Source organism: Salibaculum halophilum (genome assembly GCF_002094885.1).
Lineage (GTDB): Bacteria > Pseudomonadota > Alphaproteobacteria > Rhodobacterales > Rhodobacteraceae > Salibaculum > Salibaculum halophilum.
The window spans coordinates 14,963-41,181 of record NZ_MSIT01000018.1; the positions used below are offsets into that span (position 1 = coordinate 14,963).

25 protein-coding genes and 1 tRNA gene are annotated in these 26,219 nt (G+C 67.8%); 16 read left to right on the top strand and 10 right to left on the bottom strand.

The window, feature by feature from the left end; all coding sequences use genetic code 11:
- The first annotated feature begins 65 nt into the window (after nucleotides 1-65).
- From BU124_RS11450 to BU124_RS11460, 3 genes are all read left to right on the top strand, one after another.
- Complete coding sequence (locus BU124_RS11450; RefSeq protein WP_084863718.1) at nucleotides 66-302, top strand: hypothetical protein; 237 nt, start codon at nucleotides 66-68, stop codon at nucleotides 300-302.
- 178 nt (nucleotides 303-480) lie between these two features.
- Nucleotides 481-1,668: a phage major capsid protein gene (locus tag BU124_RS11455; RefSeq protein ID WP_084863719.1), complete on the top strand. Its 1,188-nt coding sequence runs from the start codon at nucleotides 481-483 to the stop codon at nucleotides 1,666-1,668.
- A gap of 259 nt (nucleotides 1,669-1,927) precedes the next feature.
- Nucleotides 1,928-3,919 (top strand): phage tail tape measure protein, encoded by a 1,992-nt coding sequence (locus BU124_RS11460; protein ID WP_143529967.1) that lies wholly within the window; start codon nucleotides 1,928-1,930, stop codon nucleotides 3,917-3,919.
- An 84-nt stretch (nucleotides 3,920-4,003) separates the two neighbouring features.
- Here the strand turns inward: BU124_RS11460 and BU124_RS11465 are convergent.
- Nucleotides 4,004-4,079, bottom strand: a tRNA-Thr gene (locus tag BU124_RS11465).
- 161 nt (nucleotides 4,080-4,240) lie between these two features.
- Between BU124_RS11465 and BU124_RS11470 the strand changes: the two genes are divergently transcribed.
- Nucleotides 4,241-5,116: a hypothetical protein gene (locus BU124_RS11470; RefSeq protein WP_084863721.1), complete on the top strand. Its 876-nt coding sequence runs from the start codon at nucleotides 4,241-4,243 to the stop codon at nucleotides 5,114-5,116.
- Nucleotides 5,117-5,126: 10 nt separating this feature from the next.
- Here BU124_RS11470 and BU124_RS11475 read toward each other — a convergent pair whose 3' ends face one another.
- Nucleotides 5,127-5,717, bottom strand: coding sequence for a TlpA disulfide reductase family protein (locus BU124_RS11475; RefSeq protein WP_084863722.1), 591 nt, complete (start codon nucleotides 5,715-5,717; stop codon nucleotides 5,127-5,129).
- Between the two features lie 28 nt (nucleotides 5,718-5,745).
- Here BU124_RS11475 and argH point away from each other — a divergent pair, with 28 nt between their 5' ends.
- The 5 genes from argH to BU124_RS11495 all read left to right on the top strand — a co-directional run bounded on the left by argH (nucleotide 5,746) and on the right by BU124_RS11495 (nucleotide 11,663).
- Nucleotides 5,746-7,140, top strand: coding sequence for an argininosuccinate lyase (argH, locus tag BU124_RS11480; RefSeq protein WP_084863723.1), 1,395 nt, complete (start codon nucleotides 5,746-5,748; stop codon nucleotides 7,138-7,140).
- On the top strand, nucleotides 7,137-7,292 hold the full coding sequence (locus tag BU124_RS14795) for a hypothetical protein (protein ID WP_179141906.1): 156 nt from the start codon (nucleotides 7,137-7,139) through the stop codon (nucleotides 7,290-7,292). The genes argH and BU124_RS14795 overlap by 4 nt, the downstream gene beginning before the upstream one ends.
- Nucleotides 7,292-7,597 (top strand): DUF2834 domain-containing protein, encoded by a 306-nt coding sequence (locus tag BU124_RS11485; RefSeq protein WP_084863741.1) that lies wholly within the window; start codon nucleotides 7,292-7,294, stop codon nucleotides 7,595-7,597. The genes BU124_RS14795 and BU124_RS11485 overlap by 1 nt, the downstream gene beginning before the upstream one ends.
- 165 nt (nucleotides 7,598-7,762) lie before the next feature.
- Nucleotides 7,763-9,028 carry a diaminopimelate decarboxylase gene (lysA, locus tag BU124_RS11490; RefSeq protein ID WP_084863724.1) on the top strand — a complete coding sequence of 422 codons (1,266 nt, stop codon included), beginning with the start codon at nucleotides 7,763-7,765 and terminating at the stop codon, nucleotides 9,026-9,028.
- Between the two features lie 67 nt (nucleotides 9,029-9,095).
- Nucleotides 9,096-11,663, top strand: a complete 2,568-nt coding sequence (locus BU124_RS11495) for a TIGR02302 family protein (protein ID WP_245831681.1) — start codon at nucleotides 9,096-9,098, stop codon at nucleotides 11,661-11,663.
- Nucleotides 11,664-11,776: 113 nt separating this feature from the next.
- Here the strand turns inward: BU124_RS11495 and BU124_RS11500 are convergent, their stop codons facing one another.
- Nucleotides 11,777-12,040 carry a DUF2312 domain-containing protein gene (locus tag BU124_RS11500; protein WP_084863726.1) on the bottom strand — a complete coding sequence of 88 codons (264 nt, stop codon included), beginning with the start codon at nucleotides 12,038-12,040 and terminating at the stop codon, nucleotides 11,777-11,779.
- 141 nt (nucleotides 12,041-12,181) lie between these two features.
- Between BU124_RS11500 and BU124_RS11505 the strand changes: the two genes are divergently transcribed.
- Nucleotides 12,182-12,397 carry a hypothetical protein gene (locus BU124_RS11505; protein ID WP_084863727.1) on the top strand — a complete coding sequence of 72 codons (216 nt, stop codon included), beginning with the start codon at nucleotides 12,182-12,184 and terminating at the stop codon, nucleotides 12,395-12,397.
- Between the two features lie 13 nt (nucleotides 12,398-12,410).
- Here the strand turns inward: BU124_RS11505 and BU124_RS11510 are convergent, their stop codons facing one another.
- Both BU124_RS11510 and BU124_RS11515 read right to left on the bottom strand, forming a co-directional pair.
- Nucleotides 12,411-13,742 carry an enoyl-CoA hydratase-related protein gene (locus BU124_RS11510; RefSeq protein ID WP_084863728.1) on the bottom strand — a complete coding sequence of 444 codons (1,332 nt, stop codon included), beginning with the start codon at nucleotides 13,740-13,742 and terminating at the stop codon, nucleotides 12,411-12,413.
- 91 nt (nucleotides 13,743-13,833) lie between these two features.
- Nucleotides 13,834-14,148: an ArsR/SmtB family transcription factor gene (locus tag BU124_RS11515; RefSeq protein ID WP_084863729.1), complete on the bottom strand. Its 315-nt coding sequence runs from the start codon at nucleotides 14,146-14,148 to the stop codon at nucleotides 13,834-13,836.
- Nucleotides 14,149-14,243: 95 nt separating this feature from the next.
- Between BU124_RS11515 and BU124_RS11520 the strand changes: the two genes are divergently transcribed.
- On the top strand, nucleotides 14,244-14,669 hold the full coding sequence (locus tag BU124_RS11520; RefSeq protein ID WP_084863730.1) for a protein tyrosine phosphatase family protein: 426 nt from the start codon (nucleotides 14,244-14,246) through the stop codon (nucleotides 14,667-14,669).
- A gap of 52 nt (nucleotides 14,670-14,721) precedes the next feature.
- Here BU124_RS11520 and BU124_RS11525 read toward each other — a convergent pair whose 3' ends face one another.
- The 5 genes from BU124_RS11525 to BU124_RS11545 all read right to left on the bottom strand — a co-directional run bounded on the left by BU124_RS11525 (nucleotide 14,722) and on the right by BU124_RS11545 (nucleotide 20,660).
- On the bottom strand, nucleotides 14,722-15,813 hold the full coding sequence (locus tag BU124_RS11525; RefSeq protein ID WP_143529969.1) for a FliM/FliN family flagellar motor switch protein: 1,092 nt from the start codon (nucleotides 15,811-15,813) through the stop codon (nucleotides 14,722-14,724).
- A gap of 102 nt (nucleotides 15,814-15,915) precedes the next feature.
- Nucleotides 15,916-18,600, bottom strand: coding sequence for an ATP-binding protein (locus tag BU124_RS11530; RefSeq protein WP_084863732.1), 2,685 nt, complete (start codon nucleotides 18,598-18,600; stop codon nucleotides 15,916-15,918).
- Nucleotides 18,597-18,899 carry a hypothetical protein gene (locus BU124_RS11535; protein ID WP_084863733.1) on the bottom strand — a complete coding sequence of 101 codons (303 nt, stop codon included), beginning with the start codon at nucleotides 18,897-18,899 and terminating at the stop codon, nucleotides 18,597-18,599. Before BU124_RS11535 ends, BU124_RS11530 begins: the two co-directional genes overlap by 4 nt.
- Nucleotides 18,896-19,267 (bottom strand): response regulator transcription factor, encoded by a 372-nt coding sequence (locus tag BU124_RS11540; protein ID WP_084863734.1) that lies wholly within the window; start codon nucleotides 19,265-19,267, stop codon nucleotides 18,896-18,898. Before BU124_RS11540 ends, BU124_RS11535 begins: the two co-directional genes overlap by 4 nt.
- A gap of 100 nt (nucleotides 19,268-19,367) precedes the next feature.
- Nucleotides 19,368-20,660: a helix-turn-helix domain-containing protein gene (locus BU124_RS11545; RefSeq protein WP_084863735.1), complete on the bottom strand. Its 1,293-nt coding sequence runs from the start codon at nucleotides 20,658-20,660 to the stop codon at nucleotides 19,368-19,370.
- A gap of 218 nt (nucleotides 20,661-20,878) precedes the next feature.
- Between BU124_RS11545 and BU124_RS11550 the strand changes: the two genes are divergently transcribed.
- From BU124_RS11550 to BU124_RS11570, 5 genes are all read left to right on the top strand, one after another.
- Nucleotides 20,879-22,228, top strand: coding sequence for a substrate-binding protein (locus BU124_RS11550; RefSeq protein ID WP_084863736.1), 1,350 nt, complete (start codon nucleotides 20,879-20,881; stop codon nucleotides 22,226-22,228).
- A 100-nt stretch (nucleotides 22,229-22,328) separates the two neighbouring features.
- Nucleotides 22,329-23,360: a branched-chain amino acid ABC transporter permease gene (locus tag BU124_RS11555; RefSeq protein ID WP_084863737.1), complete on the top strand. Its 1,032-nt coding sequence runs from the start codon at nucleotides 22,329-22,331 to the stop codon at nucleotides 23,358-23,360.
- A gap of 3 nt (nucleotides 23,361-23,363) precedes the next feature.
- Nucleotides 23,364-24,563 carry a branched-chain amino acid ABC transporter permease gene (locus tag BU124_RS11560; RefSeq protein ID WP_084863738.1) on the top strand — a complete coding sequence of 400 codons (1,200 nt, stop codon included), beginning with the start codon at nucleotides 23,364-23,366 and terminating at the stop codon, nucleotides 24,561-24,563.
- A 12-nt stretch (nucleotides 24,564-24,575) separates the two neighbouring features.
- The gene (locus BU124_RS11565) at nucleotides 24,576-25,334 is read left to right on the top strand and encodes an ABC transporter ATP-binding protein (RefSeq protein WP_084863739.1); all 759 of its coding nucleotides are present in this window, start codon (nucleotides 24,576-24,578) and stop codon (nucleotides 25,332-25,334) included.
- Between the two features lie 11 nt (nucleotides 25,335-25,345).
- Nucleotides 25,346-26,119: an ABC transporter ATP-binding protein gene (locus BU124_RS11570; RefSeq protein ID WP_084863740.1), complete on the top strand. Its 774-nt coding sequence runs from the start codon at nucleotides 25,346-25,348 to the stop codon at nucleotides 26,117-26,119.
- Nucleotides 26,120-26,219: the final 100 nt, after the last annotated feature.

Sequence of the window (26,219 nt, forward strand, 5' to 3'; positions counted from 1 at the left end):
GAAATCGGCCGCCCCCCGAGATTTTCGCGCGTGCAAATCCAAGACGAAACAGGAGACCGAGACCAATGACCGAGACGACCGACGAAATCCGCGAGCACCTCTTCGACAAGCTGGCCGAGACGGCCGAGAGCATCCGGCAGGGCGGCGCGATGGATGACGAGCAACTCGCCGCCGCCTTCCTGGGCGTGGGCGTCACCGTATCGGCGCGGGCCTTCGGGCCGGTGCAGGCGGCGGAATGGTTGCGCGACATCGCAGACCAGATCGAGCGCCGCGATGAACGCTTGAGGGAGGCCGGCGAATGAGGTATTATTTCACCGTCCGGGGGCGCATGCACGACGCTGCGCGCCGGACCCGCGAAGGGCCGCACGCAAGACGCTGCCGCCTGCCGCGCCGGGACAGTCCCGAACCCGCACGCAAGACGCTGCGCGAACCCCTGAACATTCAGACGCCCCGCTCGGGGCAACCGTAGGAGGTGTGCACATGGCACATGCGAAAGACCGCGGGATTCTGGCCGTTCGCGCGCAAGGCAGCGACGTGAAGGCCGTTCTCGAAAACCTCAACACCGACTGGGAGGCATTCAAGAAAAAGCACCGCGCCGAGATCGAGGACGTGCGCGCGGCGGCTGACGACGCCAACGCGAAGCTGGCCGCGATGCAGGTCAACGGCAACGGCGGCGGCGCTGCGCCCATGCTGACGCCGCAGGCGGCGACCGAGTTCACCGAGTTCCTGAAGGCCGGGAACATGGGCAGCGGGCTTCAGCCGCGCGCCGACATGCAGAGCGGATCTTCGGCCGACGGCGGCGCGACGATCCCGAAGCAAATCTCGGGGACGATCCTCGACCAGATGGCCGACCTGTCGCCCATGCGGCGGCTGGCGACCGTCGAACAGGCGACGACGAGCGACTTCACCAAGATCGTCGGGCTGCGCGGCGCGACGAGCGGATGGGCCGCCGAGACGGACCCGCGCTCGATCACCGAGACGCCGAAGATGGGCGAGGTGACGCCGACGATGGGCGAGCTTTTCGTCTATGCCGAGGCGACCCGCTGGGTTCTCGAAGATAGCCAGTTCAACTTGGAGCGCTGGCTTTCCGAGAACATCGCGACCGAGTTCGCGGTGAAGGAAGGCACGGCTTTCTTCTCGGGCGACGGATCGAACAAGCCGACGGGCTTTCTGACGAAGCCGCAGAGCACCGACGCCGACGACACGCGGGCCTTCGGCACGCTTCAGACGGTGGCCGCGCAGAACGCCGCAGGCATCGAGGCCGACGACCTCGTGAACCTGATGGGCGCGCTGCGCACCCCGTATCGGCAACGCTCGGGCGACGTGGCGTGGATCATGAACCGGGCCACGGCAAGCGCGATCCGGTCGCTGAAGGACAGCACCGGGCGCTACCTCTGGAACGATGGGCTGGCCGCCGGCACCCCGCCCACACTTCTGGGTTACCAAGTCGTGGAAAGCGAGGACATGCCAGACATCGGCACCGGCAATGTCAGCGTCGCCTTCGGCAACTGGCGCTCGGGCTACTTGATCGCGGATCGCACGCAGATGCGGATGCTGCGCGATCCCTACACGCGGCCGGGCTGGATTCGCTTCTACGCGCACCATCGCCTGGGCGGCGACGTGCTCGACAGCAACGCGATCAAGCTGCTGGAGCATCCGGCGGCATGATGAGGATGCTGGCAGGGAGGCGTTGTCTCCTGACCCTGCTAGTCGGCACGGCGGTAGGAGTGCCGCGCGGTGCCAGCCCGCTCCGGGCGTCGTGCCGGTTCGCCGGTTCCGGAGCGGGCACCCCACCCGCCTCAAAAAGTTGCGAAGGCGCACCCGGAAACCGGCGGCCACAACGCACCTCTCACAAACGGCAAGGTTTGCGAAACCTTCGCATTAAGGAGCTTGAATAATGGCAATTGAGATTGGCGCACTTCGCGCGATGCTGAGCCTGGACACCGCAGCTTTCGAGCGCGGCGCAAAGAGGGCCGAGGCGTCCATGGGCAACGTCCAGCGCCGCATGGCCCGGCTGGGCCGCAACATGAGCAAGTTTGGCAAGACCATGTCCGCGCGCGTGACGGCCCCGCTTGCGGCGGTCGGCGCGGTGGCGGTGCGATCCTCGATGCAGACCATCGACGCCCAGGGCAAGATGGCCGAGTCCCTCGGGACCACGACCGCAAGCCTTCAGGTGCTGGCGCGCGCCGCCGATACTGCCGGGATATCACAAGGCGACCTTGAGGGCGCGCTGACCCGGATGACCCGGCGCATTTCACTTGCTGAGCAGGGCACTGGGCCAGCGGCCGAGGCGCTGGAACGCCTCAACCTGGCCGCAGAGGACTTGTCGGACCTATCGGCGGATGAACGGATCAAGTTGATCCAACAGCGGATCGCGGAACTGATCCCGGCGGCGCAACAGGCCGGTGTAAGCTCGCAGATTTTCGGAGAGCGCGTCGGCATTGCCATGACCCGGCTGGACGCTGCCCAGATCGAGCAGGCCGAACAGACGTTGAAGCGGTTCGGTGTTGCCGTCACCGAGGTCGAGACCGACAAGATCGAGCGGGCGAACGATGCAATCAGCGCCCTCGGGCTGGTCGCGCGCGGGCTGGCCAATCAGATCACGGTGGCGCTTGCCCCGTCGCTTGAGGCCCTCGCGGCGAAGATCGCGGATATCGGAGAATGGTTTTCCAAGCTATCGCCAACGGTCAAGACGATCACTGTCGCACTCACGGGCTTTGCCGCCGCCATTGGCCCCGTGTCGCTTGCGCTTGGTGGCGTGACGAAGGGGATAGCGGCGATGATAGGGGGCATGAAGCTGGCCCTACCTGCTGTCGCAGCCCTTGGTGGCCCGTTGACGATCATTGCAGCCGTCATCGGCACGGTCGCGGCGGGGATGATCCTGTTCGGAGACAAGACCAAGGTTGCAACGCCGCACCTAGACGCCGCCGCGAAGGCGCAAGAGGCCCTCAACGTGGCCCTGGGAACCTTCAGCGATACGGCGGCACCATCAGCCGCCGCAGAGGCGATCAATCTCGCGAACACGATGGCCCAGGAAGCCAAACAGGCAATGGACGCCGCGCGTTCGCAGATCGCACTTGCCGAGGCGCGACAGGCGGCATTGGCGAGCAGTATCGACACGGCGCGCACGCAAGGACTGCGCCAGCGAGCGGATGAACAGGCGGCAGCGGCAAGAGAACGCCTTGCCGCCGCAGAGGACGCCTTGGCGGAAGCCGAGCGGGCGCGTGACCGCGTGGCGCGCGAAGTCACCGGCGGTCCCTTGGCCCTGCCGAATGTCAACGTGGAAGGCGACAACGCGGCTGACACGATCCGCAACCTTGGCGACGTGACAAACGAGGTGTTCGGCAGCGGCGGCAGAGCCACAAGTGCGGTTTCGGAGGGGGCAAGCGCAATACAGGACAGCCTTGAAGGCATCGGGGAAGGCGCGAACCGCGTTGCTGACCGCTTCGGAGATATGGTCGCTGGGCTGGCGACGGGGTCGCAGAAGATCGGGGACGTTCTTTCCCGGCTGGGCGAGCAACTTCTGTCCTCCGGCATCAGCGGCATAGGCTCCGCGCTTGGCATGGGCCAAAGCGAAAAGGGCCTGCTGGGCATGGGCAACTTCCTGGGCTTTCTCGACAAGGGCGGTATGGTCCCCTCGGGCAAGTTTGCCATCGCGGGCGAGCGCGGCCCGGAGATCGTGACCGGCCCGGCGCAGGTCACGTCGCGGCGCAGGACGGCTGACATGCTGTCGGGCGCGGGGGCTGGTCAGGCTTCAAGGCTTGAGGTCACACTGTCACCCGACCTGGAAGCGCGCATTCTGCGCCAGAGCGAGGCGGCGGCCGTCCAGATCACATCGGAAGGGATCATGGACTATGACCGCAATGCGCTGCCTGACCGGTTCAACGAGATCAGCAACGATCCGCTGCGCAGGGGCTGATTCAAGACTGTTACCCCAAGCGTTACCCCTGCGAAAAATGGCAGGGCCTGCGGGTTGCAAATGTCTTCTAAGTCATTGATTTTGTGGTGCCCCCAGAGAGACTCGAACTCCCGACCCACTGATTACAAATCAGTTGCTCTACCAGCTGAGCTATAGGGGCACGCGGGATCGTCTAGCGCGGGTGCGGGCGTGGCGCAAGCCTCGGGGCGGGGCGGCAATGCCGGATCGCGCGCGGGGATTGCGCGGAATATGGTTTCCGCGCCGAGGATTGCACCCTATGGTGCGGTGCAACGCAAGACATGACGACTGGCAGGAACCTGGATGCAGATCGCCTATCACATCGGGGCCAATTGCACCGACGAGGATCGCCTCCTCAAGTCCCTTCTGCGCAACGCCGATGCCTTTTCGGCCCAGGGCATAAAGGTGCCCGGCCCGAGCAAGTATCGCCGCCTGCTGCGCGAGACGATCCAGGGCCTTGGCGACCAGCCGCCCGCCCCGGACACCCGCGAAATCCTGCTCGACGCCATCGTTGACGAGGAGGAATGCAACCGCCTTGTCATGTCTAACGACCAGTTCATGTGCGTGCACCGGCGCATTTTCGACAAGGGGCTGTTCTACCGCCTGGGGGACGAGAAATTTACCGGGCTGGACGCGATCTTTCACAGCGACGAGATCGAGATATTCCTCGGCCTGCGCAACCCGGCGACCTGGCTGCCGGCGGTCTTCAGCGCGATTTCCGACAAGGATTTCAACGATTTCATGCACGGGCTGGCCCCGGCCGACATCCGCTGGTCCGAGCTTGTCACCAAGATCCGCGAGCTGATCCCGCGCGCCTCGCTGACGGTGTGGTGCAACGAGGACACGCCGCTGCTCTGGGCCCAGTTGATCCGCGAGATTTCGGGGGTGGATCCTCTCACGCGCATCCATGGCGGCTTCGACCTGCTGCAGTCGATCATGAGCGACGAGGGCATGAAGCGCTTCGTCGCCTACCTCAAGACCCATCCCCCCCAGACCGAGGTGCAGAAGCGGCGGATCATTTCGGCGTTTCTGGAAAAGCACGCCCTCGACGAGGCCGTCGAGGACGAGATCGACCTGCCCGGCTGGACCGACGAGACCGTGCAGTTCCTCACCCAGACCTACGAGGAGGATTGCCAGGCCATCGCGCGCATGCCCGGTGTCACCTTCATCGCGCCCTGAGGGCGCGGCCCTACCCGGCCAGCAGCGCCGCGATGATCGCCTTGGCCTCGTCGCCGGCCCAGTCGGCGTCGCCCTGCAGCCGGGCGATTTCCCGGCCCTGCGGGTCAAGGATCACCGTGACGGGCAGGCCCAGCACGCCCATGTCGCGGGCCAGCGCGCTGCTGGTGTCGCTGTGCAACGGCAGGTTTTCGACGCCGATCTCGTCGAAAAAGGACTCCATCGCCGGGCGCGGGTTGCGGCCGGTGGCGATGGTGACGACCTCGAAATCCTCACCGCCGAAGTCGTCCTGCAACTCGGCCAGTTGCGGCATCTCCTTGCGGCAGGGCGCGCACCAGGTGGCCCAGAAGTTGACCAGCGCATATTTGCCCTCGTAGGCCGCCAGCGTCATCTCGCCGCCGTCTTCGGCGGTGAAGGCGACGGACGATCCCGGCGCCTGCGCGAACTGCAGTTTGGTCATGTCGCCCGCGCGCATCTCTTCCAGCGCGGTGTAGTCGGCCGCCTGTGCCGCCGGCACGGGGCTTTCCCTGCCCTGCAAGGCCAAGTATAGCCCGGCAGAAAGGCCGATGGCGGCTGCGGCTGTCAGGATCAGCGGTTTTTTCATGTCATCACCTTATCGACTGCGGGGGCTCATGTCGGACAAATCGGGATCGAATGCAATGTGGGGCGGCCGCTTCGGCAGCGGCCCGGATGCCGTCATGGAGGCGATCAACGCCTCGATCGGCTTCGACAAGCGGCTGGCACAACAGGACATTGACGGCTCTCGTGCGCATGCGGCCATGTTGGCGGCTCAAGGCATTATCTCACAAAAGGACGCCGAGGCGATCCGGGAAGGGTTGCTCACGGTCTTGTCAGAGATCGAGGGCGGCGATTTCGCCTATTCCACCGCGCTGGAGGACATCCACATGAACGTGGAGGCCCGCTTGTCCGAGCTGATCGGCGACGCGGCGGGCCGGCTGCACACCGCGCGCAGCCGCAACGACCAGGTGGCGGTCGATTTCCGCCTCTGGGTGCGCGACCAGTGCGACGCCGCCGAGGCGGGGCTTGTCGCGCTGCAAAAGGCGCTGCTGGGCCAGGCCGAACAGGGGGCCGACTGGGTCATGCCCGGATTTACCCATCTGCAGACGGCGCAGCCGGTCACCTGGGGTCATCACATGATGGCCTATGTCGAGATGTTCGCGCGCGACCGCGCCCGCTTTGCCGATGCGCGCAAGCGGATGAACGAATCCCCGCTGGGCGCCGCCGCGCTGGCCGGCACGCCCTTCGATATCGACCGGCAGATGACGGCCGAGGCGCTGGGCTTCGACGCGCCGATGGCCAATTCGCTCGACGCGGTCTCGGCGCGGGATTTCGCGCTGGAGTTCCTCTCGGCCGCGTCGATCTGCGCGGTGCACCTGTCGCGGCTGGCCGAGGAGCTGGTGATCTGGTCCAGCGCGCAGTTCCGATTCGTGGCCATGTCCGACAAGTGGTCCACGGGCAGTTCGATCATGCCGCAGAAGCGCAACCCGGACGCCGCCGAACTACTGCGCGCCAAGGTCGGGCGCATCTTCGGGGCGAACGTGGCGCTGATGACGGTGATGAAGGGCCTGCCCTTGGCCTATTCCAAGGACATGCAGGAGGACAAGGAACAGGTCTTCGACGCCGCCGACACCCTGATGCTGGGGCTGGCGGCCATGGCCGGCATGGTGGCCGACATGACCGCCCGGCCCGAGGCCCTGCGCGCGGCCGCCGCCGCCGGGTTTTCCACCGCGACCGACCTCGCCGACTGGCTGGTTCGCGAGCTGGGCCTGCCCTTCCGCGAGGCGCATCACGTCACCGGCACGCTGGTGGCCGAGGCCGAGGCGCGCGGCTGCGACCTGCCCGACCTGCCGCTAGGGGTCATGCAGGACTGCCACGCCGGCATCACCGCGGCGGTTTTCGAAGTGCTGGGCGTGGACAATTCCGTGCGCAGCCGCATGTCCTACGGGGGCACGGCGCCGAACCGTGTCCGCGAGCAGATCGCCCGCTGGAAGGAGGCACTGTCATGAGACCGACACTGGCCCTGATCGCCCTGCTGGGGGCCGCCGCCTGCGGCGCCGATGGCCCGCCGGAACGCCCGGGCGACAAGGGCCCGGACGCGCCCGCCGCTGCACCCGCGGGCGCGACCAACGGCGTACTGTCATCCGAGGTGGCGCAATGATGCGCTGGGCGTTCCTGGCGCTCGCCGTCTGGGGCGCGGTGCACCCGATGTGGTATTTCGTCACCTGGTTTCAGGCCAACGGCTGGTCGCTGATGGCCATGGTCGAGGCCTGGCACGCCAATGCCGCGACCTCGGGGCTGGTCTGGGACCTGACCATCGCCGCCGTGGCCCTGACGCTATGGGTGATCTGGGAAAGCGTGACATACCGGCGCTGGGCCGGTCTGCTCGCGATCCCGGCGACCTTCTGCATCGGGGTGAGCTGCGGGTTGCCGCTCTACCTTTTCCTGCGCTGGCGGCGTGACTGAGCGGTGTCGCTGCCGCGACGCTCTCATTTAGGTATCGGCGCCGCGGCGCGCCGCGGCAGCGTGGCACCATCCGATCCGTCACGCTGCGGTATTTTTGACCCAAAGAAGCCTTGGGGTTTTGCCCAGACCTGATAGGAGCGCGCAGGACTAACGAGAGGAGCCGGGATGGACCATTTCCTGTATCGCGACGGCGCGCTTCATGCCGAGGATGTCGCCGTTTCCGAGATCGCGGCCCATGTGGGTACGCCGTTCTACGTCTATTCCAGTGCCACGCTGCTGCGTCACTACCGGCTGTTCGACGAGGCGCTGGCGGGCACCGATCACCTTGTCTGCTTTGCCATGAAGGCGCTGGGCAACCTGGCGGTGATCAAGCTGCTGGGCGATGCAGGCGCGGGCATGGATGTCGTCTCGGGCGGGGAATACCGCCGCGCCCGGGCGGCCGGCGTACCCGGCGACCGGATCGTCTTTTCCGGGGTCGGCAAGACCCGCGACGAGATGCGGCTGGCGCTGGAGGGCGGCATCCGCCAGTTCAACGTCGAGAGCGAGCCGGAGATGCGCGCGCTGTCGCAGGTGGCCGTGTCGCTCGGCGTCACCGCTCCGGTGACGGTTCGGGTGAACCCGGACGTGGACGCGAAGACGCATGCCAAGATTTCCACCGGCAAGGCCGAGGACAAGTTCGGCATCCCGCTGGACCGCGCCCGCGATGTCTATGCCGAGATCGCCGCGCTGCCGGGGCTGGAGGCCGTGGGCATCGACGTGCACATCGGCAGCCAGCTGACCGAGCTGGAGCCCTTCCGGCTGGCCTATCAGAAGGTCGTGGAACTGACCGAGGCGCTGCGCGCCGATGGCCATGACATCCGCCGACTGGACCTTGGCGGAGGGCTGGGCATTCCCTACGAGCGCTCGAACGCGGCGCCGCCGCTGCCGCTGGACTACGGGCGGATGGTCAGGGAGGTTGTGGGGCATCTGGGCTGCGAGATCGAGATCGAGCCGGGTCGCCTGATCGCGGGCAACGCCGGCCTGCTGGTGGCCGGGGTGACCTACGTCAAGCACGGCGCGGGGCGCGATTTTCTGATCGCCGATGCGGCGATGAACGACCTGCTGCGCCCGGCCATGTACGACGCCTGGCACGACATTGTGCCGGTGCGCGAACCCGAGGCAGGCGCGGCCCTGACCCCCTATGACATCGTCGGCCCCGTCTGCGAGAGCGGCGACACCTTCGCCCGGGGCCGGATGCTACCCGGCCTGGCCGAGGGCGACCTGATCGCCTTCCGCTCGGCCGGGGCCTATGGCGCGGTCATGGCCAGCGAATACAACGCCCGGCCCCTGATCCCCGAGGTTCTGGTCGACGGAGATCAATTCGCGGTTATCCGCCGGCGCCCGACCTTTGACGAGATGCTGAATCGGGATACCATTCCTGATTGGTTGTAGCGGTATTGTCCGCGCGGCCCGACAGACAGGCGAGGCTCCCATCCGCGCAGAGCAGACCCCACGGCACCTGAGACGCCCCATCACCCTGACCCTTGCCGGTCTTTGGGGCGAGCGTCTGACATTTGCCTTCTGGCCCGCTTGGACAGTGGGGCTGTTGGGCATCGCGCCGCTGGTCATGGGCTGGCAGGACCGTGTCCCGCAGGCCGCCGCCTGGGGATTTGCGGCGCTTGTCCTTCTTGCACTGGCCTGGGCCCTGTGGCGCGGCCTGCGGCGGTTCCGCGCGCCGAGCCGGGCCGAGGCCACCGCGCGGGTGGACGCGCATCTGCCCGGTCGCCCCATTTCGGCTCTTGCCGACGACCAGGCCATCGGCGCCGGCGACGCGGCCTCCGAGGCGGTCTGGCGCACGCACCTGCAGCGCATGGCCGAGCGGACGCGCGCGGCCCGCGCGGTGGCGCCGAACCTGCGGCTGGCGCGGGCCGACCCATACGGCCTGCGCTACATCGCTCTTTTGGTCTTCGTCGTGGCGCTTCTGTTCGGCTCGTTGCTGCGGGTGGGCACCGTGGTCGAAACTCGCATAGGCGACACCGGGCAGATCGCGACAGGCCCGGCCTGGGAGGGCTGGATCGAGCCGCCCGCCTACACCGGCAAGCCGACGCTTTATCTGGCCGACCTGGAAGGCGAGACGATCCGCGCGCCCGAGGGGGCGCTGATCACCCTGCGGCTTTACGGCGCGCCGGGCGAGGTGTCAGTCTCGGAATCCGTGTCGGGACGGACGGGCGAGGCGGCACCGGCTACCGAGCTCCAGCAAAGCTTCGAGGTGACGCGGTCCGGAACGCTGGCGATATCGGGCGCGCGCGGCGGCACCTGGGACGTGACCATGGTGCCCGACGCGGCCCCCGAGGTGGCGCTTGCCGGGCCGGTCGAGGTCGAGGCCTCGGGCGAAATGGCACAGCCGTTCCGGGCGACGGACGATCACGGCGTGCTGGCCGGCGAGGCCCGCATCACGCTGGACATGGAGGCGATCGACCGTCGCCATGGCCTGGCCGCCGACCCAGACCCGCGCGAGCCGCTCGTCGTGGACCTGCCCATGCCGATTTCCGGCGACCGGGCGGATTTCGAGGAAAGCCTGATCGATGATTTCTCGCAGCATCCTTGGGCGAACCTGCCGGTCACACTGACGCTGACGGTCGAGGACGCGGTGGGCCAGTCGGGGACCAGCGCGCCCGAACAGATGCGACTTCCGGGGCGGCGCTTTTTCCAGCCCGTCGCCAAGGCGGTGATCGAACAGCGCCGCGACCTGCTCTGGGCCAAGGCCAATGCGCCGCGAGTGGCGCGGGTCCTGCGCGCGATTTCCTACCGCCCCGACGAGATTTTCGACAACGAAACCAGCTACCTGCGGCTGCGCGTCACCCTGCGCAGCCTTGAGGCCGAGATGGAGGGCGGTCTGTCGGATGCCGCGCGCGACGAGATCGCCCAAGCCCTCTGGGACCTCGCGGTGCTGCTCGAGGAAGGCTCGCTCGCCGATGCCCGCGACCGGCTGGAACGCGCCCAGGAGCGGCTGTCGGAGGCCATGCGCAACGGCGCCTCGGACGAGGAAATCCAAGAGCTGATGAACGAGATGCGCGAGGCCATGGACGACTACATGCGCATGCTCGCCGAGAACGCGGAGCCGGCCGAGGACGGCACCGACCAGCCCGACACCGGGCAGGAAAACCGCCAGGTCACGCAGAACGAGCTAGACGCGCTGATGGACCGCATCCAGGAGCTGATGGAAGAGGGCCGCATGGCCGAGGCGCAGCAGCTCATGGACCAGCTCAACCGGATGATGGAGAACATGCGCGTCACCCGGGGCGAAGGCGGCGACGGCCAGCAATCGCCCGGCGAGCGCTCCATGCAGGACCTGGCCGAGACGCTGCGCGATCAGCAACAACTCAACGACGATGCCTTCCGGCAATTGCAGGACCGGTTCAACCAGGGCCAGCAGCAAGGGCAACAGGGCGACCAGCAGCCCGGCCAGCAGGGCCAACCGGGGCAGAACGGACAGCCGGGCCAGGGGACGGGCCAAGGTGACACCAGCCGGCAGGGCAGGACCGGCGAGGGCGGCCGAGGCGGTGAAGCCACCGGCGAAGGCTCGCTCGCTGATCGCCAGAACGCGCTGCGCGAGGGCCTGAACCAGTTGCGCGACGCCCTGCCCGGCCTGAGCGGCGAGGCCGCCGATCGCGCGGGCGAGGCGCTCGGCCGGGCCGAGGACGCCATGGAAGGTGCCGAAGAGGCCCTGCGCGGCGACGACATGGCCGAGGCCATCGACCGCCAGTCCGAAGCGATGGACGCATTGCGCGACGGGATGCGCAACCTCGGCGAGTCGCTGGCCGAAAACCGGCAGGATCAGCCGCAGCAGGGCCAGGGCAGCCGGCAGGGGCGCGCCGATGGCCGCCCGGAACCGGGCCGCCGCGATCCGCTGGGCCGCCAGACGGGCAATTCGGGCCAGTACGGCAGCGACGAGACCATGCTGGGCGACGAGGACGTCTATCGCCGGGCCGAGGAATTGCTGCAGGAACTGCGCGACCGGTCGTCGGACCAGCAACGCCCCGATCTGGAACTCGACTACCTGCAGCGCCTGCTGGACCGGTTCTAGAGCATGTCGCGCAAATGTGGGAACCGGTTTTGGGCTCCCCGGACATGCGCAATCAGAGGGTTAGAGTGTGGCGGGTGAATGCGAATGAATGAGACACGCGCCGCCGCGGCGCGTCACATGCCCAACGCTTCCTTGTAGACCTCCAGCACCGCCTCCTCCTCGGCGATTTCCTGGGGCTCGCGCTTGCGCATCGCGATCAGCTTGCGCATCGCCTTGGTGTCATAGCCCCGGCCCTTGGCCTCCGCCATGACCTCTTTTTGTTGGTCGGCGATGTCCTTCTTCTCGGCTTCCAGCCGCTCGAAGCGTTCCACGAACTGGCGCAGCTCTCCCGCTGAAATCTTGTACTGGGACTCGGTGACGTCGTCGCTATCGTTCATCTCGGGACCTTCCTGCTCGCCGGTTGCGCCTCTTCGGGCGCCCTGACTAGCCGCCCGCGCCCTGCCCCGCAAGAGAGGGTTCCGCTTGCGCGTGGCGCGCGGCCGCGCTAGGCCCCGGCCCGAGCCACACCGGAGCCCGTCATGCAAGCCCTCGTCTGGATCGGTGCCGCCCTGTCCCTGGTCGGCCTCGCCGGGATCATCGCCAGCATCGTCAAGGTGCAGCGCGCCCGACGCGCGGGGCTGAGCGACGCGGATCTGCGCGCGCGCATCCAGAAGGCGCTGCCGCTGAACCTCGGGGCCTTCATGCTCTCGGTACTCGGCCTGGCCTGCGTCGTCACGGGCGTGCTGCTGGCCTGACGGCGCGCCGGGATCAGAGCGCGTCGAACCCGGCGGCAAGCTTGACCGCCTCGTCCAGCATCGCCGGCGGCGCCCAAATCGGATTGTCCCCGGACCAGCTGCGCATGTCGTTGCGCAGGGCCAGCAGGCCCATGGTCTGTGCCGCGCGGCACGGGCCGCCCTGGCGGCGCGGATAGCCCAGCCCGTGCACCGCCATCGCGTCGATGTCCGAGGGCCGGTCGAGGTGCCCCTCGGCCACGAGCGCAGCCCCCTCGGAAATCAGCGCCGCGATCAGGCGGCGCATCACCGGCACGCGGTCGGGCCCGGGGGTACTGTGGCCGAAGACCCCGGTGCGGAACCCGTGGGCGACCATGGCCCCGTCGACTTGCGGCGCGGGAATTTCGAGCGTCTCGACCAGGGCCTGGGCCGCAGCGTGCAGCGCCCGGCGCAGGCGCGTCACCACTGCGGCCCCCGCCGGCTCGGTCGGCACGAAGGCGCCGCCCGAACGGTGCAGCAGGCGCGCGTCCACGCGACGCTCGGCCAGGAACACATGCCGCAAAGCGATGGATTGCGGATGGCTGCGGCAGCGGTCGAAGGCGTCCTGCTCGAAGGCCTGCCCGGCCTCGACGGGCAGCAAGGACGCCGCCTCGACACAATCGACGATCAGGTGCGGCGCGAACATCGGGCTGTCGGCGATCTCGCGCCGGGCGCTGGCCACCTGCGCCTGGCAGGCGCGACCGTCGGCCAGGCCCCCGCGCCGCGCCCGGGTCGGACGCGGGCCTGTCCCGTCGGCCACCAGCTTGCGCGCGAAGGTGACAGCGCCGCTTGCCAGATCCCCCTCGACAAGGCCGTCCACCAGCCCAAGCTGCCGGGCATCGGACGCGCTGACCGATTGCCCGCTGACCATCAGCTTGAGGGCTGCCTCGGGGCCGACCAGCCGCGGCAGGCGCTGGGTCCCGCCCGCGCCGGGCAGCACCCCCAGGGTGACCTCGGGAAATCCTATGCGCGCGCGCGGCTCGGCCAGCCGGTAATGGGCGGCCAGAAACAACTCGGCCCCGCCGCCCAGCGCCTGGCCGTTCAGCGCAGCGATCACCGGTTTCGAACAGCCCTCAACCAGATCGCAGAGATCGCGCGGTGCCGGATCCTGCCAGTCGGCGTCCAGTTCGCGGATATCGGCCCCGGCCGAGAACAGCGCCCCTTCGGCCCGCAGCACGGCGGCGGAGATATGCGCCTCGGTATCGACACGGCGGATGTGGTCCGCGAGCGCTGCGCGCAACGGTGCCGAAAGCGCATTGACCGGCGGCGCGTTCAGCGAGATCACAGCGACACCGTCGAGCACCCTGAAGAGCGTGCTGCGGGTTGTCACGGTCCGCCCCGATGGTCATTGCAAAATGTCTGGGTCATGCGCCCATTAGGCACCGCATGCCGCAGCGCATCAAGCCCCGTCGCCGCGGCTTTCAGGTGCCGGGGCAGAAGACCTCGTAAAGACTTTCGATGATGGGCACCACGCGGGTGTCGGCCAGCGAATAATGGATCGTCCGACCGTCGCGTTCGGCCCGCACCATCCCTTCCGAGCGCAAGCGCGCAAGCTGACCTGACACGTAGGACTGGCTGGCGCCCAGCGCCTGTTCCAGTTCGCCAACGCTGCGCGGCCCCGCCAGAAGCGAACAAAGCAGCCGCAGGCGTTGCGGGTTCGACAACGCCTTGAGGACGTCCGCGGCCTCGAGGGCGGCGGCATCCATGGCGCGCATTCTTTCGGGACTCATATCCATTCCGAAACTATATGCCACTCGCTTTCATATTTCAAGATAGTGATGCATGTCACGCCGGACTGGACACAGCACCCTGCACCGTCCTAGATCGTGGTATGGATATACGCCCGCTCAGCCCCGACCACGCCGTCTCGCCCCAGATCGACGCCGCCGACCTGCCCGGCATCGCCGCGGCGGGCTATGCGCTGGTGATCTGCAACCGCCCCGATCACGAAATCCCCGCCAGCCATCATGCGGCCGTCATCGAAGCCGCCGCGCGCGCGGCAGGTCTCGACTTCGTCAATCACCCGGTCACGCATCCGTCTATCGGCCCCGAGACCATCGACCGGCAGATGCAGGCCATCGACGGCGCGCCGGGCCCGGTGCTGGCCTACTGCGCGTCCGGCACGCGGTGTTCGGTGCTCTGGGCGCTCGGGCGCGCGGGGACGCTGGGCATCGACGCGGTGCTCGACGCGACGGGCAAGGCCGGCTACGACTTGGCGACGTTGCGGCCCCAATTGGAGGCTTTCGCCGCGCGCTGAGCGGGCGCCCCGCAGCCTTGACCGCGGCGGCAGGGGCGGTGCCATGCCGGCCTCAATGTGGTGATTGCGCGCGGTCGTCAGAGGCCGCGCTTTCTGTGCCATCCTGTGTCGCGGGGGCATCGGGCGCCGCTGTCGCCGGTGTGTGCCGCAGCCCGTCGCTGTCGCCCGTGGCGGGCGCCTCGGGCGGAGCCATGGCCGCGGCGGCGGCTGGCGGCGGTGGGGCGCCCAGCGCTTCCATCTCGGCGGCGGGTTGGTCGAACTTGACCGCCCGCATCCCCGAGACCTGCCCGAGCCGCACCCGGGCCACACGCGCGCCCGCGCTTTCCAGCTGCACACGGTCCAGGGTCAGCCCCGCCAGCGGCAGCACCTGTCCGATTTCGAAGGCGTCGACCCGTGACAGCGGCAGGGTCAGACGGCCCAGCACCGCCTCGAGGTCGGCGGGCGAAAGCTCCAGGTTGGCACGAAAGCCCTCGGCCCAGTCGGTGTCGGCGCCGCCCGGGTCGTCGCCGGCCGCGGGCGCCGCGGGGACGCGCGCAAGCGCGAGGCGGAGCGCCCCTTGCCGGTCCGTCCCGCCGATCTGAACGGTGGCCTCCCACATGCGGTAGTCGGTCTCGCGCAACATCAGTTCCGCCGCGCGCAGGTCGGGCAACGCGCGCAGGGTCCAGCCCGCCATGCCGGCGGGAAAGTCCGGCCGGTTGGCCGCGTCAAGCTCTTGCAGAAGCCGCGCCGCCACGGGCCGGGAAAGGACGGCATCGGTCGCGGTGACGGGGCGCTCCGTATCGGCCGCCGCCATCAGGACGCCCATGGTCTGTACCTCGATCATGGCGGTGCGCAGCGCCGGGTCCAGCATGACAAGGCCCGCAAGGCCGGTTTCGTCCGGGGCGGTCAAGCCGAAAAGAACCCAGCCCGCGGGGCCGTCGGCCACCAGGGCGTCGGGGCCGTGACAATCGTCCGACAGGCCCAGAACCGTCAGGGACAGGCCGATCGCCCGGTCCGCGGCGCGCAACAGGGCCACGCGAAAGGCCCGCCCCGGCCCCGGGTCCGCTTCGGCGGCCTCCCCGGGCCTGGCGCGATCCGGCCCGCCCAGCATCCGGGCGAGCACGGGATTTGCCCCCGTCGTCGCACCCGCATCGTGACTTGTCATCGCGCCTGTCTCATCCGCGTTTCTGCCCGGCTCGGGCCGGGCGTACCGTGCCCGGCCGGTGGCAAACTAGCCGCGGTGCGGTTACCAAGTGGCTAACGGGCGCTACTGCGCGGCCATGCGGGCGCGATGGCGCAGGGTCACGCGAAACGCCGGACCACCCTGCCCCGGCAGATAGCTGATGCCGCCGCCGAGGCTCTCCATGATCTGGCGGCAGATGGCGAGGCCCAGCCCGGCCCCGCCGGCCTTGCCCTCGTCGGCCAGGCGCGAGAACTTCTCGAAGATCAGGACCTGCGCCTCGGCGTCGAGCGGCGTGCCGTTGTCGATGAAATCCACCTCGCAGGTCTCGGCGCCGGCCCGCGCCCGGATGACCAGTTCGGGCCGGTCGGCATCGCAATACTTGGCCGCGTTGGTGATGAGGTTGATGAAGACCTGGGTCAGCCGTTCCAGGTCGGTCTCGATCTGCACCCGCTCGCTGGCGCTGTCGCGCCGCAACGCCAGCCTGTCGCCGGGCACGCCCGCCGCCATCACCGCCCGGTCGAGCACATCGGCCAGGCTGCCACGGCCAAGGTCCAGCTGCACCTGGCCGTTTTCCAGATACGACAGATCGAGCAAGTCGTCGAGCAGCCGGGTCAGACGGGTCGATTCCTGGTGGATGATCCCGGCGAAGCGCGCGCGCGCCTCGGCGTCGATCTCGCCCTCGCGCAGGATTTCCGAGAACGACCGGATGGAGGTCATCGGCGTGCGCAATTCGTGGCTGACCTGGCTGAGAAAGGCGTCCTTCTGGATCGAGATCGCGGTCAGCTTCTCGTTGGCCTCGCGCAGGGCGCGGGCGGTGCGTTCCTGTTCGGCGCTCTTGGCCTCCAGCCGGTTGGAATATTCCACGATCTGGGCGGTCTCGTCGGCCACTGCGATCAGGTCCTCGACCGAAACCGCGGCCGAGCCTGTCAGCTGCCCCACCATGGCGTGGGCCGTCGCTGCGCCAACCGACCCGGCCAGCATCCGCTCCAGCCGACCGATCAGGTCGGGGGTAACCTCGGGCAGGTAGCCGTCGATGCCCTGGGCGCGGGCCTCCTGGCGGAACATGGCCTGCGCCTCGGCGTGGCCGATGATGCGTTGCGCCATGATCAGCAGGTCTTCGGCGCGCGCTGCGCTCTGGGCCCAGGTGCGCGCGCCGGCGGAGTTCTCGAAGACGTTGACGAACTGCGCGCCCTGCAGCCGCTCGATCGGGTTGGGAAAGGTCAGCACCGAGAGCGTCACCAGCGCCCCGGTGTTGAAGAACATCGACCAGAAGACCGTGTGCACGACCGGATCGAGGCCGGTGATCCCGAAAAGCCCGTAGGGCTGCAGCCAGCCCCATCCGAAGGGGCCCTCGGCCATGACGGCCTCGCTGAGCACCGCGCCGGCGCCGAAACTGGGCAGGAACAGCGTCCAGGCCCATATGGCAAAGCCGATAACGATGCCCGTGCCGGCGCCAATCCGGTTGGCCCCGCGCCAGAAGATGCCCGCGATCATGGCCGGCAGGACCTGTACCACCCCGGCAAAGGAGATCAGCCCGATCGAGGCCAGCGCGGCCCCGCCCCCCGAGAGCCGGAAATAGAGGTAGCCCAGCGCCAGGATCACCGCGATCGAGATGCGCCGCGACATGACGATGACCCCGCGCACGTCCCCCGACAGGGCGGCGCCCGTCTGCGTCGAACTCAGCCAGATCGGGGCGATGATGTGGTTGGACACCATGGTGGCGAGGGCAATGGTCGCCACGATCACCATGGAGGTCGCCGAGGAGAACCCCCCGAGGAACGACAGGATCGCCAGCGACTCGTTGCCGGTGGCCAGCGGGATGGTCAGCACGAAAAGGTCGGGGTTGGCCGCGTCGGGCAGCAGGTTCAGGCCCGTCACCGCGATCGGCACCACAAAGAGGCTCATGGCCAGAACGTAAAGCGGGAAGGCCCAGCTTGCCGTGGCCAGGTGCTTTTCGTCGGCGTTCTCGACCACCATGACCTGGAACATGCGCGGCAGTGTCAGCAGGGCCGCCCCGGACAGGAAGATCAGCCCGACCCAGCGGTGCGGCACCGGCTGCCAGTCGGCGATGGCCGAGGCGTCGATGCGGGCGAGCATCTCGGACACGCCGCCGGCCATGCCCCAGACCACGAAAACACCCACCGCGATCAGCGCGAAAAGCTTGACCACCGCCTCGACGGCGATGGCCATGACCACGCCGTGGTGGCGTTCATTGACGTCGAGGTTGCGGGTGCCGAAGATCAGCGTGAAGAGCGCCAGGCCGACGGCGATCCAGATGGCGGCGCCCTCGAACTCGCCCGCGTCCCAGCCCGATCCGGGCTGCGCAGCGAAGACCGCCAGCGACTGCGTGACCGATTGCAATTGAAGCGCGATATAAGGCGTCGTGCCCGCGACGGCCAGCAGCGTGACCAGCACCCCCAGCGCCGTGGACTTGCCGAAGCGCGACGAGATCAGGTCGGCCACCGAGGTGATCCGCTGGGTCTTGCCGATGCGCACCAGCTTGCGCAGGATCCACCACCAGCCGATCATGACGATCGTCGGGCCGAGATAGATCGTCAGGTATTCGAACCCCGAGCGCGCCGCGTAGCCGACCGCGCCGTAGAAGGTCCAGGCGGTGCAGTAGATCGACAGTGACAGCGTGTAGACCAGCGGGTTGCGCAGCCACTGCCCGCGGTCACGCCGGGCCCGACGCTCCGCGGCAAAGGCGACGAGGAACAGAAAGGCCACATAGCCCAGCGAGACCGCGATCAGAAGGTTGAACGAGATCATGCCTCGGGCGCCTCCGCGACACCCGCGGGATTCTCGGACTCGGGCGCATCAATGCGGATGCGGCGCGACAGTAGCGCGGTCAGCCCGATCAACACCAGCCAGAGGCCGAAGAGATAGACGATCGTCACGCTGGGCCGGACGCCCGGGGCGTCGTCCCAGGGCCAGAACAGCGGCAACAGGAACAGCACGGTCGCAAAGAGCGGCAGGATGCGCGCCGCGTCGCGATAGCGGCGCTGGCGGTAGGTGCCGCGTTCGAGATAGGCCACGCGGCGGCGCCCCTCCGGCGCGGCCCCGGTCATGGCGCGGCCAGCGCCCGCACGGTCTCGAGCACCTCGGAGTTGGAAAACGGCTTGGTCATGAAGCGGGTCGCGCCCAGTTGCTCGGCCATGTCGCGGTCGCGCTGCTGACCGCGGGCCGTCAGCATCAGGATCGGCAGGTCGGCGGCGGCCTCGGCGCCCTCGCGCAGGTCGCGCAGGATGTCGAAGCCGCTGCGCCCGGGCAGCATCACGTCCAGGATCACCAGGTCCGGCGCCCCGTCCCGCACCCGGTCGACGGCCGTCTCGCCGTCGGCATGGGTGTGAACGGTCCAGCCATCCTTGGACAGGATGAAGCTGATCGCCTCGATGATGTTCGGCTCATCCTCGATCAACAGGACACGTCGGCCCATTCGGCGTCCTCCCTCACCCTTTCCCCTCCCAAGGAAAGTGGCCTTTTATCACACCCTTTCCGGGCCACGTCAAAACCCAATGGCGTGCCGCAACGCGGCGCTATCCCGGCTCCTGCAGCAGGCTGGGCTGGCGCCGAGCGCTGCAGCCCTCTACCGGGCAGACCCGGCAGCCGGGGCCGACGCGGCCGGGGGTCTCGCCCGTCTCGGCGCTGGCCGGGCGGACCAGCATGGTGGCCACGACCTGCGTCGGCCCCTCGAAGCTGGGCGGGCCGAAATCCCGCGCCACGGCGGCACAGTCAAACACCGTGCCCGCCGACCCGGGCAGGCCGACCCGCCGCCGCACCGGCCGGCCGGGCTGGGTCAGCGCCTGGAACACCGGCCAGAATGGACAGCCCGCCCCCGAGCGCGGCAGGTGAAACTCCATCACCGGTTTCTGGAACACCACCACCCCGGCCTGGTCGCAGACGGCAAGGCCCGTCACCGGGTGGCCGTCTTCCTCGGGCAGCGCGGCCAGCCGGCGGAAAATGCGGTCGAGCGGCTGCTCGAAGAGCCGTGCAAGGCGCAGCGGGTCGTGACCGACCCGGCGCGCGGCCGGCGAAAAGGCCTCGGCGGGCAGGTGCCGCGCGTCCTCGGCGAATATCGTCAGCCAGTTGCGCAGGATCTGGCGCGCCCGCGGGTCGGGCAACTCGGCGCTCAGCTCCTCGGGGCTGGCCCGGCCCTGTTCCAGCTCGGGGTAGGCATAGCCGCGCGCGGCCATCTCGGCCTCGGCGATCTCCAGCGGCGACTGCACCTGCGCTGCGGCGTCGGCGTTCATGTCCAGATAGCCCATCAGCGCCTGGCTGCTTTCCGACAGGCGCAGGCTGTCGGTGTCGAGATTGCGGTGAAAGCGGGCCTGCCAATCGCGGTCGAGCCCCTCGGACTCGTTGAGGATCGAGGCGGTGGACCGGATCGCCGTCACCGTCGAGATGACCTCGTGCAGGGCGCTGGCCACCTGGGGATCGTGGGTCAGACGATCGGTCATGCGCTGAACGCGGGCTTCCAGCTGGGCGATGCGGTCCTGTTGGGCGCCGATCAGCGCCGCCCAGCCGGGAAAGCGCGCGACCAGTTCGTCGAGCCGGTCCTCCTCGGGGGCGGCCGAGCGGAACTCGGCGGCGGCCTCCTGCAGGGGCACGCGCACCGCGCTGGCGGTGCCCTCGACCAGCATTTCGGGGTCGACGGCCAGCTCGCGGGCGAGGTCCGACAGCAGCTTGCCGCCGATTCTGCGGCGGTTGTGCTCGATCAGATTGAGGTAGGAGGGCGAGATTCCCACCGCCTCGGCCAGGGCCGATTGCTTCATCCCGCGGTCGATCCGCCGATTGCGCAGGCGGGTGCCGGTCAGTTGACGCTCGGGCATGGAAATTCCGTTAACGATTCCATCGGGTTTCTGCGGGTGCGAGAAAATCCCTTTACAGGATTTTGCACCGCCGCGTGGATAGTTTTACAAAAAAGATGTGTCGCCGGGAACCCTTGTTGAGTAGTTTTCTTTCCCGGAGTCTACTACTGCCACGCAGTTTTGCGTCTCGTGTTCCGGGCGAGGAGGCCCGGGGCATGTCTCACAAAGGGAGGATATCAATGTCCAAATCGAACTTCACGCGCCGTGGTGTGCTCAAGACCGGGGCCGTTGCCGGGGCCGGGCTGACTCTGCCCACCTACCTGCGCGCCCAGGACAGCGGCTTTACCAACGCGCCCACGGGCGATACCGTGACGCTCGGCTTCAACGTGCCCCAGAGCGGCCCCTACGCCGACGAGGGCGCCGACGAGCTGCGCGCCTACGAACTGGCGGTCGAGCACCTGAACGGCGAAGGTGACGGCGGCATGCTGAACACCTTCTCGTCCCAGGCGCTGGACGGTACGGGCATCATGGGCAAGAAGGTGGAATACGTCACCGGCGACACCCAGACCAAGTCCGACGCCGCCCGCGCCTCGGCCCGGTCGATGATCGAGAAGGACGGCGCGGTGATGATCACCGGCGGCTCGTCCTCGGGCGTCGCCGTGGCGGTGCAGGCGCTCTGCCAGGAGGCGGGCATCATCTTCATGGCCGGCCTGACGCACTCCAACGACACCACCGGCAAGGACCGCAAGGCCAACGGTTTCCGCCACTTCTTCAACTCCTACATGTCTGGCGCCGCGCTGGCGCCGGTGCTTGCGTCCGAGTATGGCACCGACCGCAAGGCCTATCACCTGACCGCCGACTACAACTGGGGCTACACCACCGAAGAGGCCGTGCGCTCCTCGACCGAGGCCATGGGCTGGGAAACCGTCAACGCCGTCAAGACGCCGCTGACGCAAACCGACTTCAGCTCCTACATCTCGCCGGTGCTCAACTCCGGCGCCGACGTGCTGGTGCTCAACCACTACGGTGGCAACATGGTCAACTCGCTGACCAACGCGGTGCAGTTCGGCCTGCGCGAGGCGGAAGCCAACGGCAAGAACTTCGAGATCGTCGTGCCGCTCTACTCGCGTCTGATGGCCAGCGGGGCCGGGGCCAACGTCAAGGGCATCTACGGCTCGACCAACTGGCACTGGTCGCTGCAGGACGAGGGCAGCCAAGCCTTCGTGCGCTCCTTCGGCGAGAAGTACGGCTTCCCGCCCAGCCAGGCCGCGCACACCTGCTACGTGCAGACGCTGCTTTACGCCGACGCGGTCACCCGTGCGGGCAGCTTCGCACCCTGCGCCGTGGGCGAGGCGCTGGAAGGCTTCGAGTTCGACGGTCTTGGCAACGGCCCGACGCTCTACCGGGCCGAGGATCACCAGTGCTTCAAGGACGTGCTCGTCGTGCGCGGCAAGGAGAACCCGCAGAGTGAGTTCGACCTGCTCGAGGTCGTCGAGGTCACCCCGGTCGATCAGGTCACCTACGCGCCCGACCACCCGCAGATGGGCGGCGCGGACGCGACCCTGGGCACCTGCAACAACGGCGCCTGATCGGCGCCCACCGCAGACCCTGACCCTCTGACCGGGGGCCCCGCGCAGCAGCGTCGGCGGCCCCCGGCTCACTACCCTCCTGAAAGAGGCAGCCGGATTCATGGATCAGATCATCGTCCAGATACTCAACGGGCTCGACAAGGGCTCGGCCTACGCGCTCATCGCGCTCGGGCTCACGCTCATCTTCGGCACCCTGGGTGTCGTAAACTTCGCCCACGGCGCCCTGTTCATGCTCGGCTCGTTCTGCGCGGTGATCATGTCGCGCATCCTGTCGGCCAGTCACGAGGTCGCGGTGCCGGGCGAGACGGACTTCCTCGGCAACCCGCTGACGCGGGATCAACCTTACGTCTACGACTGGTTTGGCGAGGCCGCCGGGGCCACCATCGTGGACTGGGCGGTGCCGATCTCGATCCTCTTCGCGATCCCGGTGATGATCGGCGTCGGCTTCATCATGGAACGCGGCCTGATCAAGCACTTCTACAAGCGCCCGCACGCCGACCAGATCCTCGTGACCTTCGCGCTGGCCATCGTCCTGCAGGAGGTCGTCAAGTATTTCTTCGGGGCCAATCCGATCCAGACCCCCGCCCCCGACGCCTTTGCCGGCAGCCTGGATTTCGGCGCCTGGCTAGGCTTCGAGCCGCGCACGATCATGTATCCCTACTGGCGGCTGGTCTATTTCCTCTTTGCCGGTGTCATCATCGCCGCCGTCTTCGGATTTTTGCAGTTCACCACCTTCGGCATGGTCGTCCGCGCCGGCATGGCCGACCGCGAAACCGTTGGCATGCTGGGCATCGACATCGACAAGCGGTTTACCTTCATGTTCGGGCTGGCAGCGGCCGTGGCGGGTCTGGCCGGCGTGATGTACGCGCCCATCGTCGCCCCCAATTACCACATGGGCATGGACTTTCTGGTGCTCAGCTTCGTGGTGGTCGTCGTCGGCGGCATGGGCAGTCTGCCCGGCGCCGTGGCGGCCGGCTTCCTGCTGGGAATCCTGGAAAGTTTCGCCTCGATGCCGTGGATGGTCGACAAGCTTCCGGGCATCAACCAGATCATCATCTACCTTGTTGCCATCGTCATTCTGCTGACCCGTCCGAGGGGCCTTATGGGCCGCAAGGGCGTGATGGAGGACTAAGCCATGCTTGGACTGAAAAAGACCGACACGACCCTTTTCCTGGTCGTCATGGGGCTGACCCTGCTGGCGCCCTTCATCCTCAACCCCTTCCCGGTCGAGTCCGGCATGGCACAGTTCAACGCCGGCTACCCGGACCTGATGCAGCGCTTCGTGATCTTCGGGATCTTCGCCATCGGCTTCAACATCCTGTTCGGGCTGACCGGCTACCTGTCCTTCGGGCACGCCGCCTTCCTCGGGGTCGGCTCCTACGCCGCGATCTGGTCGCTCAAGCTCTTTGCGCTCGATGTCGTCCCCGCGATCGTCTTCGCCATCCTGGTGGCCGGGGCCTTCGCGATGCTGGTCGGGTTCATCTCGCTGCGCCGCTCGGGCATCTATTTCTCGATCCTGACGCTGGCCTTCGCGCAGATGTCCTACGCGCTGGCCTACTCGGTTCTGACCCCGCTGACAGGTGGCGAGACCGGCCTGCAGATCAAGAACACCGACTCGCCGCTGCTGAGCAACGTGCCCGAGGGCGAGATCGGCCGGGCCAGCTTCCTCGGGCTCGACATGGGGGCCAGTCAGGAGCTGGTGCTGGGCGGCTGGGCCTTCACCTTCAACCTGGGCTACTACATTGCCGCGGTGGCCATGCTCATCGCCTTCTACCTGTCGATCCGCATCTTCCGCTCGCCCTTCGGCATGATGCTGCGGGCGGTCAAGTCCAACCAGCAGCGCATGAACTACACCGGGCTGAGCCCCAAGCCCTACACCCTGGCGGCCTTCGTCATCTCGGGGATGTACGCGGGCCTGGCCGGCGGGCTGATGGTGGCCATGGACACGCAGGTCGGCCCGGAGCGCATGTTCTGGACCGCCAGCGGCGAGGTCGTCATCATGACCGTGCTGGGCGGTGCGGGCACCCTGCTGGGGCCGGTGCTGGGCGCGGGCTTCATCAAGTATTTCGAGAACATCATCTCGAAGATCAACAAGGACATCCTGCACCAATGGTTCGCCGTCCTGCCCGACGGGTTCGAGGATGTCATGGTCTCGCTGGTCTATCCCTTCGTGGGCAAGGGCTGGCACCTGACGCTGGGCATCATGTTCATGCTGGTCATCATCTTCCTGCCGGGCGGCCTGCTCCAGGGCGGCCAGAAGATCCTCGGCCTGTTCCGCCGCAAGCCGCAGCCCTCCGCGGCCGCCGAGGCCGACGGCACGAAACCCGCCGAATAAGGAGAAAGAGCAATGGGTATCCTCGAAGTCAGTGGCGTCAACAAGCGCTTCGGCGGGCTGCAGGCCTTGGGCGACGTGAACCTGAGCATCCAGGAACAGTCCGTCCACGCCATCATCGGCCCCAACGGGGCGGGCAAGTCCACGCTGCTCAACTGCCTGGTGGGCAAGCTGATCCCCGACAGCGGCTCGGTCATGTTCGACGGCCAGTCGGTGCTGGGGCGCAAGCCACACGAGATCAACCAGATGGGCATTTCCCGCGTGTTCCAGACGCCCGAGATCTTCGGCGACCTGACCGTGCTGGAAAACATGCTGATCCCGGTCTTCGCCAACCGCGACGGCGCCTTTCGCATGCATGCCATCGAGTCCGTATTCAGCGAATCCTCGGTGATCGAGCGGGCACGCGAAATGCTGGCCGAGGTCAGGATGTCCGACAAGGTCGAAATGCTGGCCAGCTCGCTGTCGCGCGGCGACAAGCGGCGCCTGGAAATGGCGATGTGTCTGGTCCAAAAGCCCAAGCTGCTGCTGCTGGACGAGCCGACCGCCGGCATGGCCCGCGCCGACACCGAGAACACGATCGCGCTGCTCAACGAAATCCGCAATCGCCGCGGTGTCACCATGGCCATCATCGAACACGACATGAACGTGGTGTTCAGCCTGGCCGACCGGATTACGGTGCTGGCCCAGGGCACGCCGCTGGTCGAGGACACGCCCGACAACATCAAGGGCCACCCGAAGGTGCGCGAAGCGTATCTCGGCGAAGCCCAGGTCTGAGGAGCCGCAAGATGACCCACGTTGAACACCTGTCCCACGAGGGGCCCTTCGACAAGAACCGCAACATGGCCGCCACGGCGCCCAAGTACCTCAGCATCTGGGACATTCAGGCCTATTACGGCGAAAGCTACATCGTCCAGGGCGTCAGCTTCGACATCCACGAGGGCGAAATCCTGGCGCTTCTGGGGCGCAACGGGGCGGGCAAGACCTCGACCCTGCGCACGATCGCGCGCATGGCCAGCCCCCAGCTGACGCACGGGGAAATCTGGCTCGACCACCAGCCCCTGCACGAGATGAAATCCTTCGAGGCCGCCCGGAACGGAATCGCCCTCGTGCCCGAGGATCGCAACATCATCCCCGGACTGACGGTCGAGGAGAACCTCAAACTGGCGCAGATCGCGCCGCCGCACGGCTGGTCGATCGAGCGGGTCTACGAGCTCTTCCCCCGCCTCAAGGAGCGCCGCGCCCAGGAGGGCACGACGCTGTCGGGCGGCGAACAGCAGATGCTGTCGATCGCGCGCGCGCTGTGCCGCGACATCAAGGTGCTGCTGCTTGATGAGCCCTACGAGGGCCTGGCCCCGGTCATCGTCCAGGAAATCGCCAAGACGCTGGAGATGATCCGCGACCAGGGCATCACCACGGTCATCGTCGAACAGAACGCCGTGGCGGCGCTCAAACTGGCCGACCGCGCCGTGATCCTTGACATCGGCAAGGTCGTCTACGACGGATCGGCACAAGAGGTTCTGGACGACGAGGCGCTGCGCGCCAAGTACCTCGCGATCTGATCGCCGCCTTGCGCCGCCCGCCGGGGCGACGCAGACAGGACACAAGGGACCCGCCGGCGGGAGGCAACGGCGCGGTCCCAGCAAGACCAAGGGAGAGACG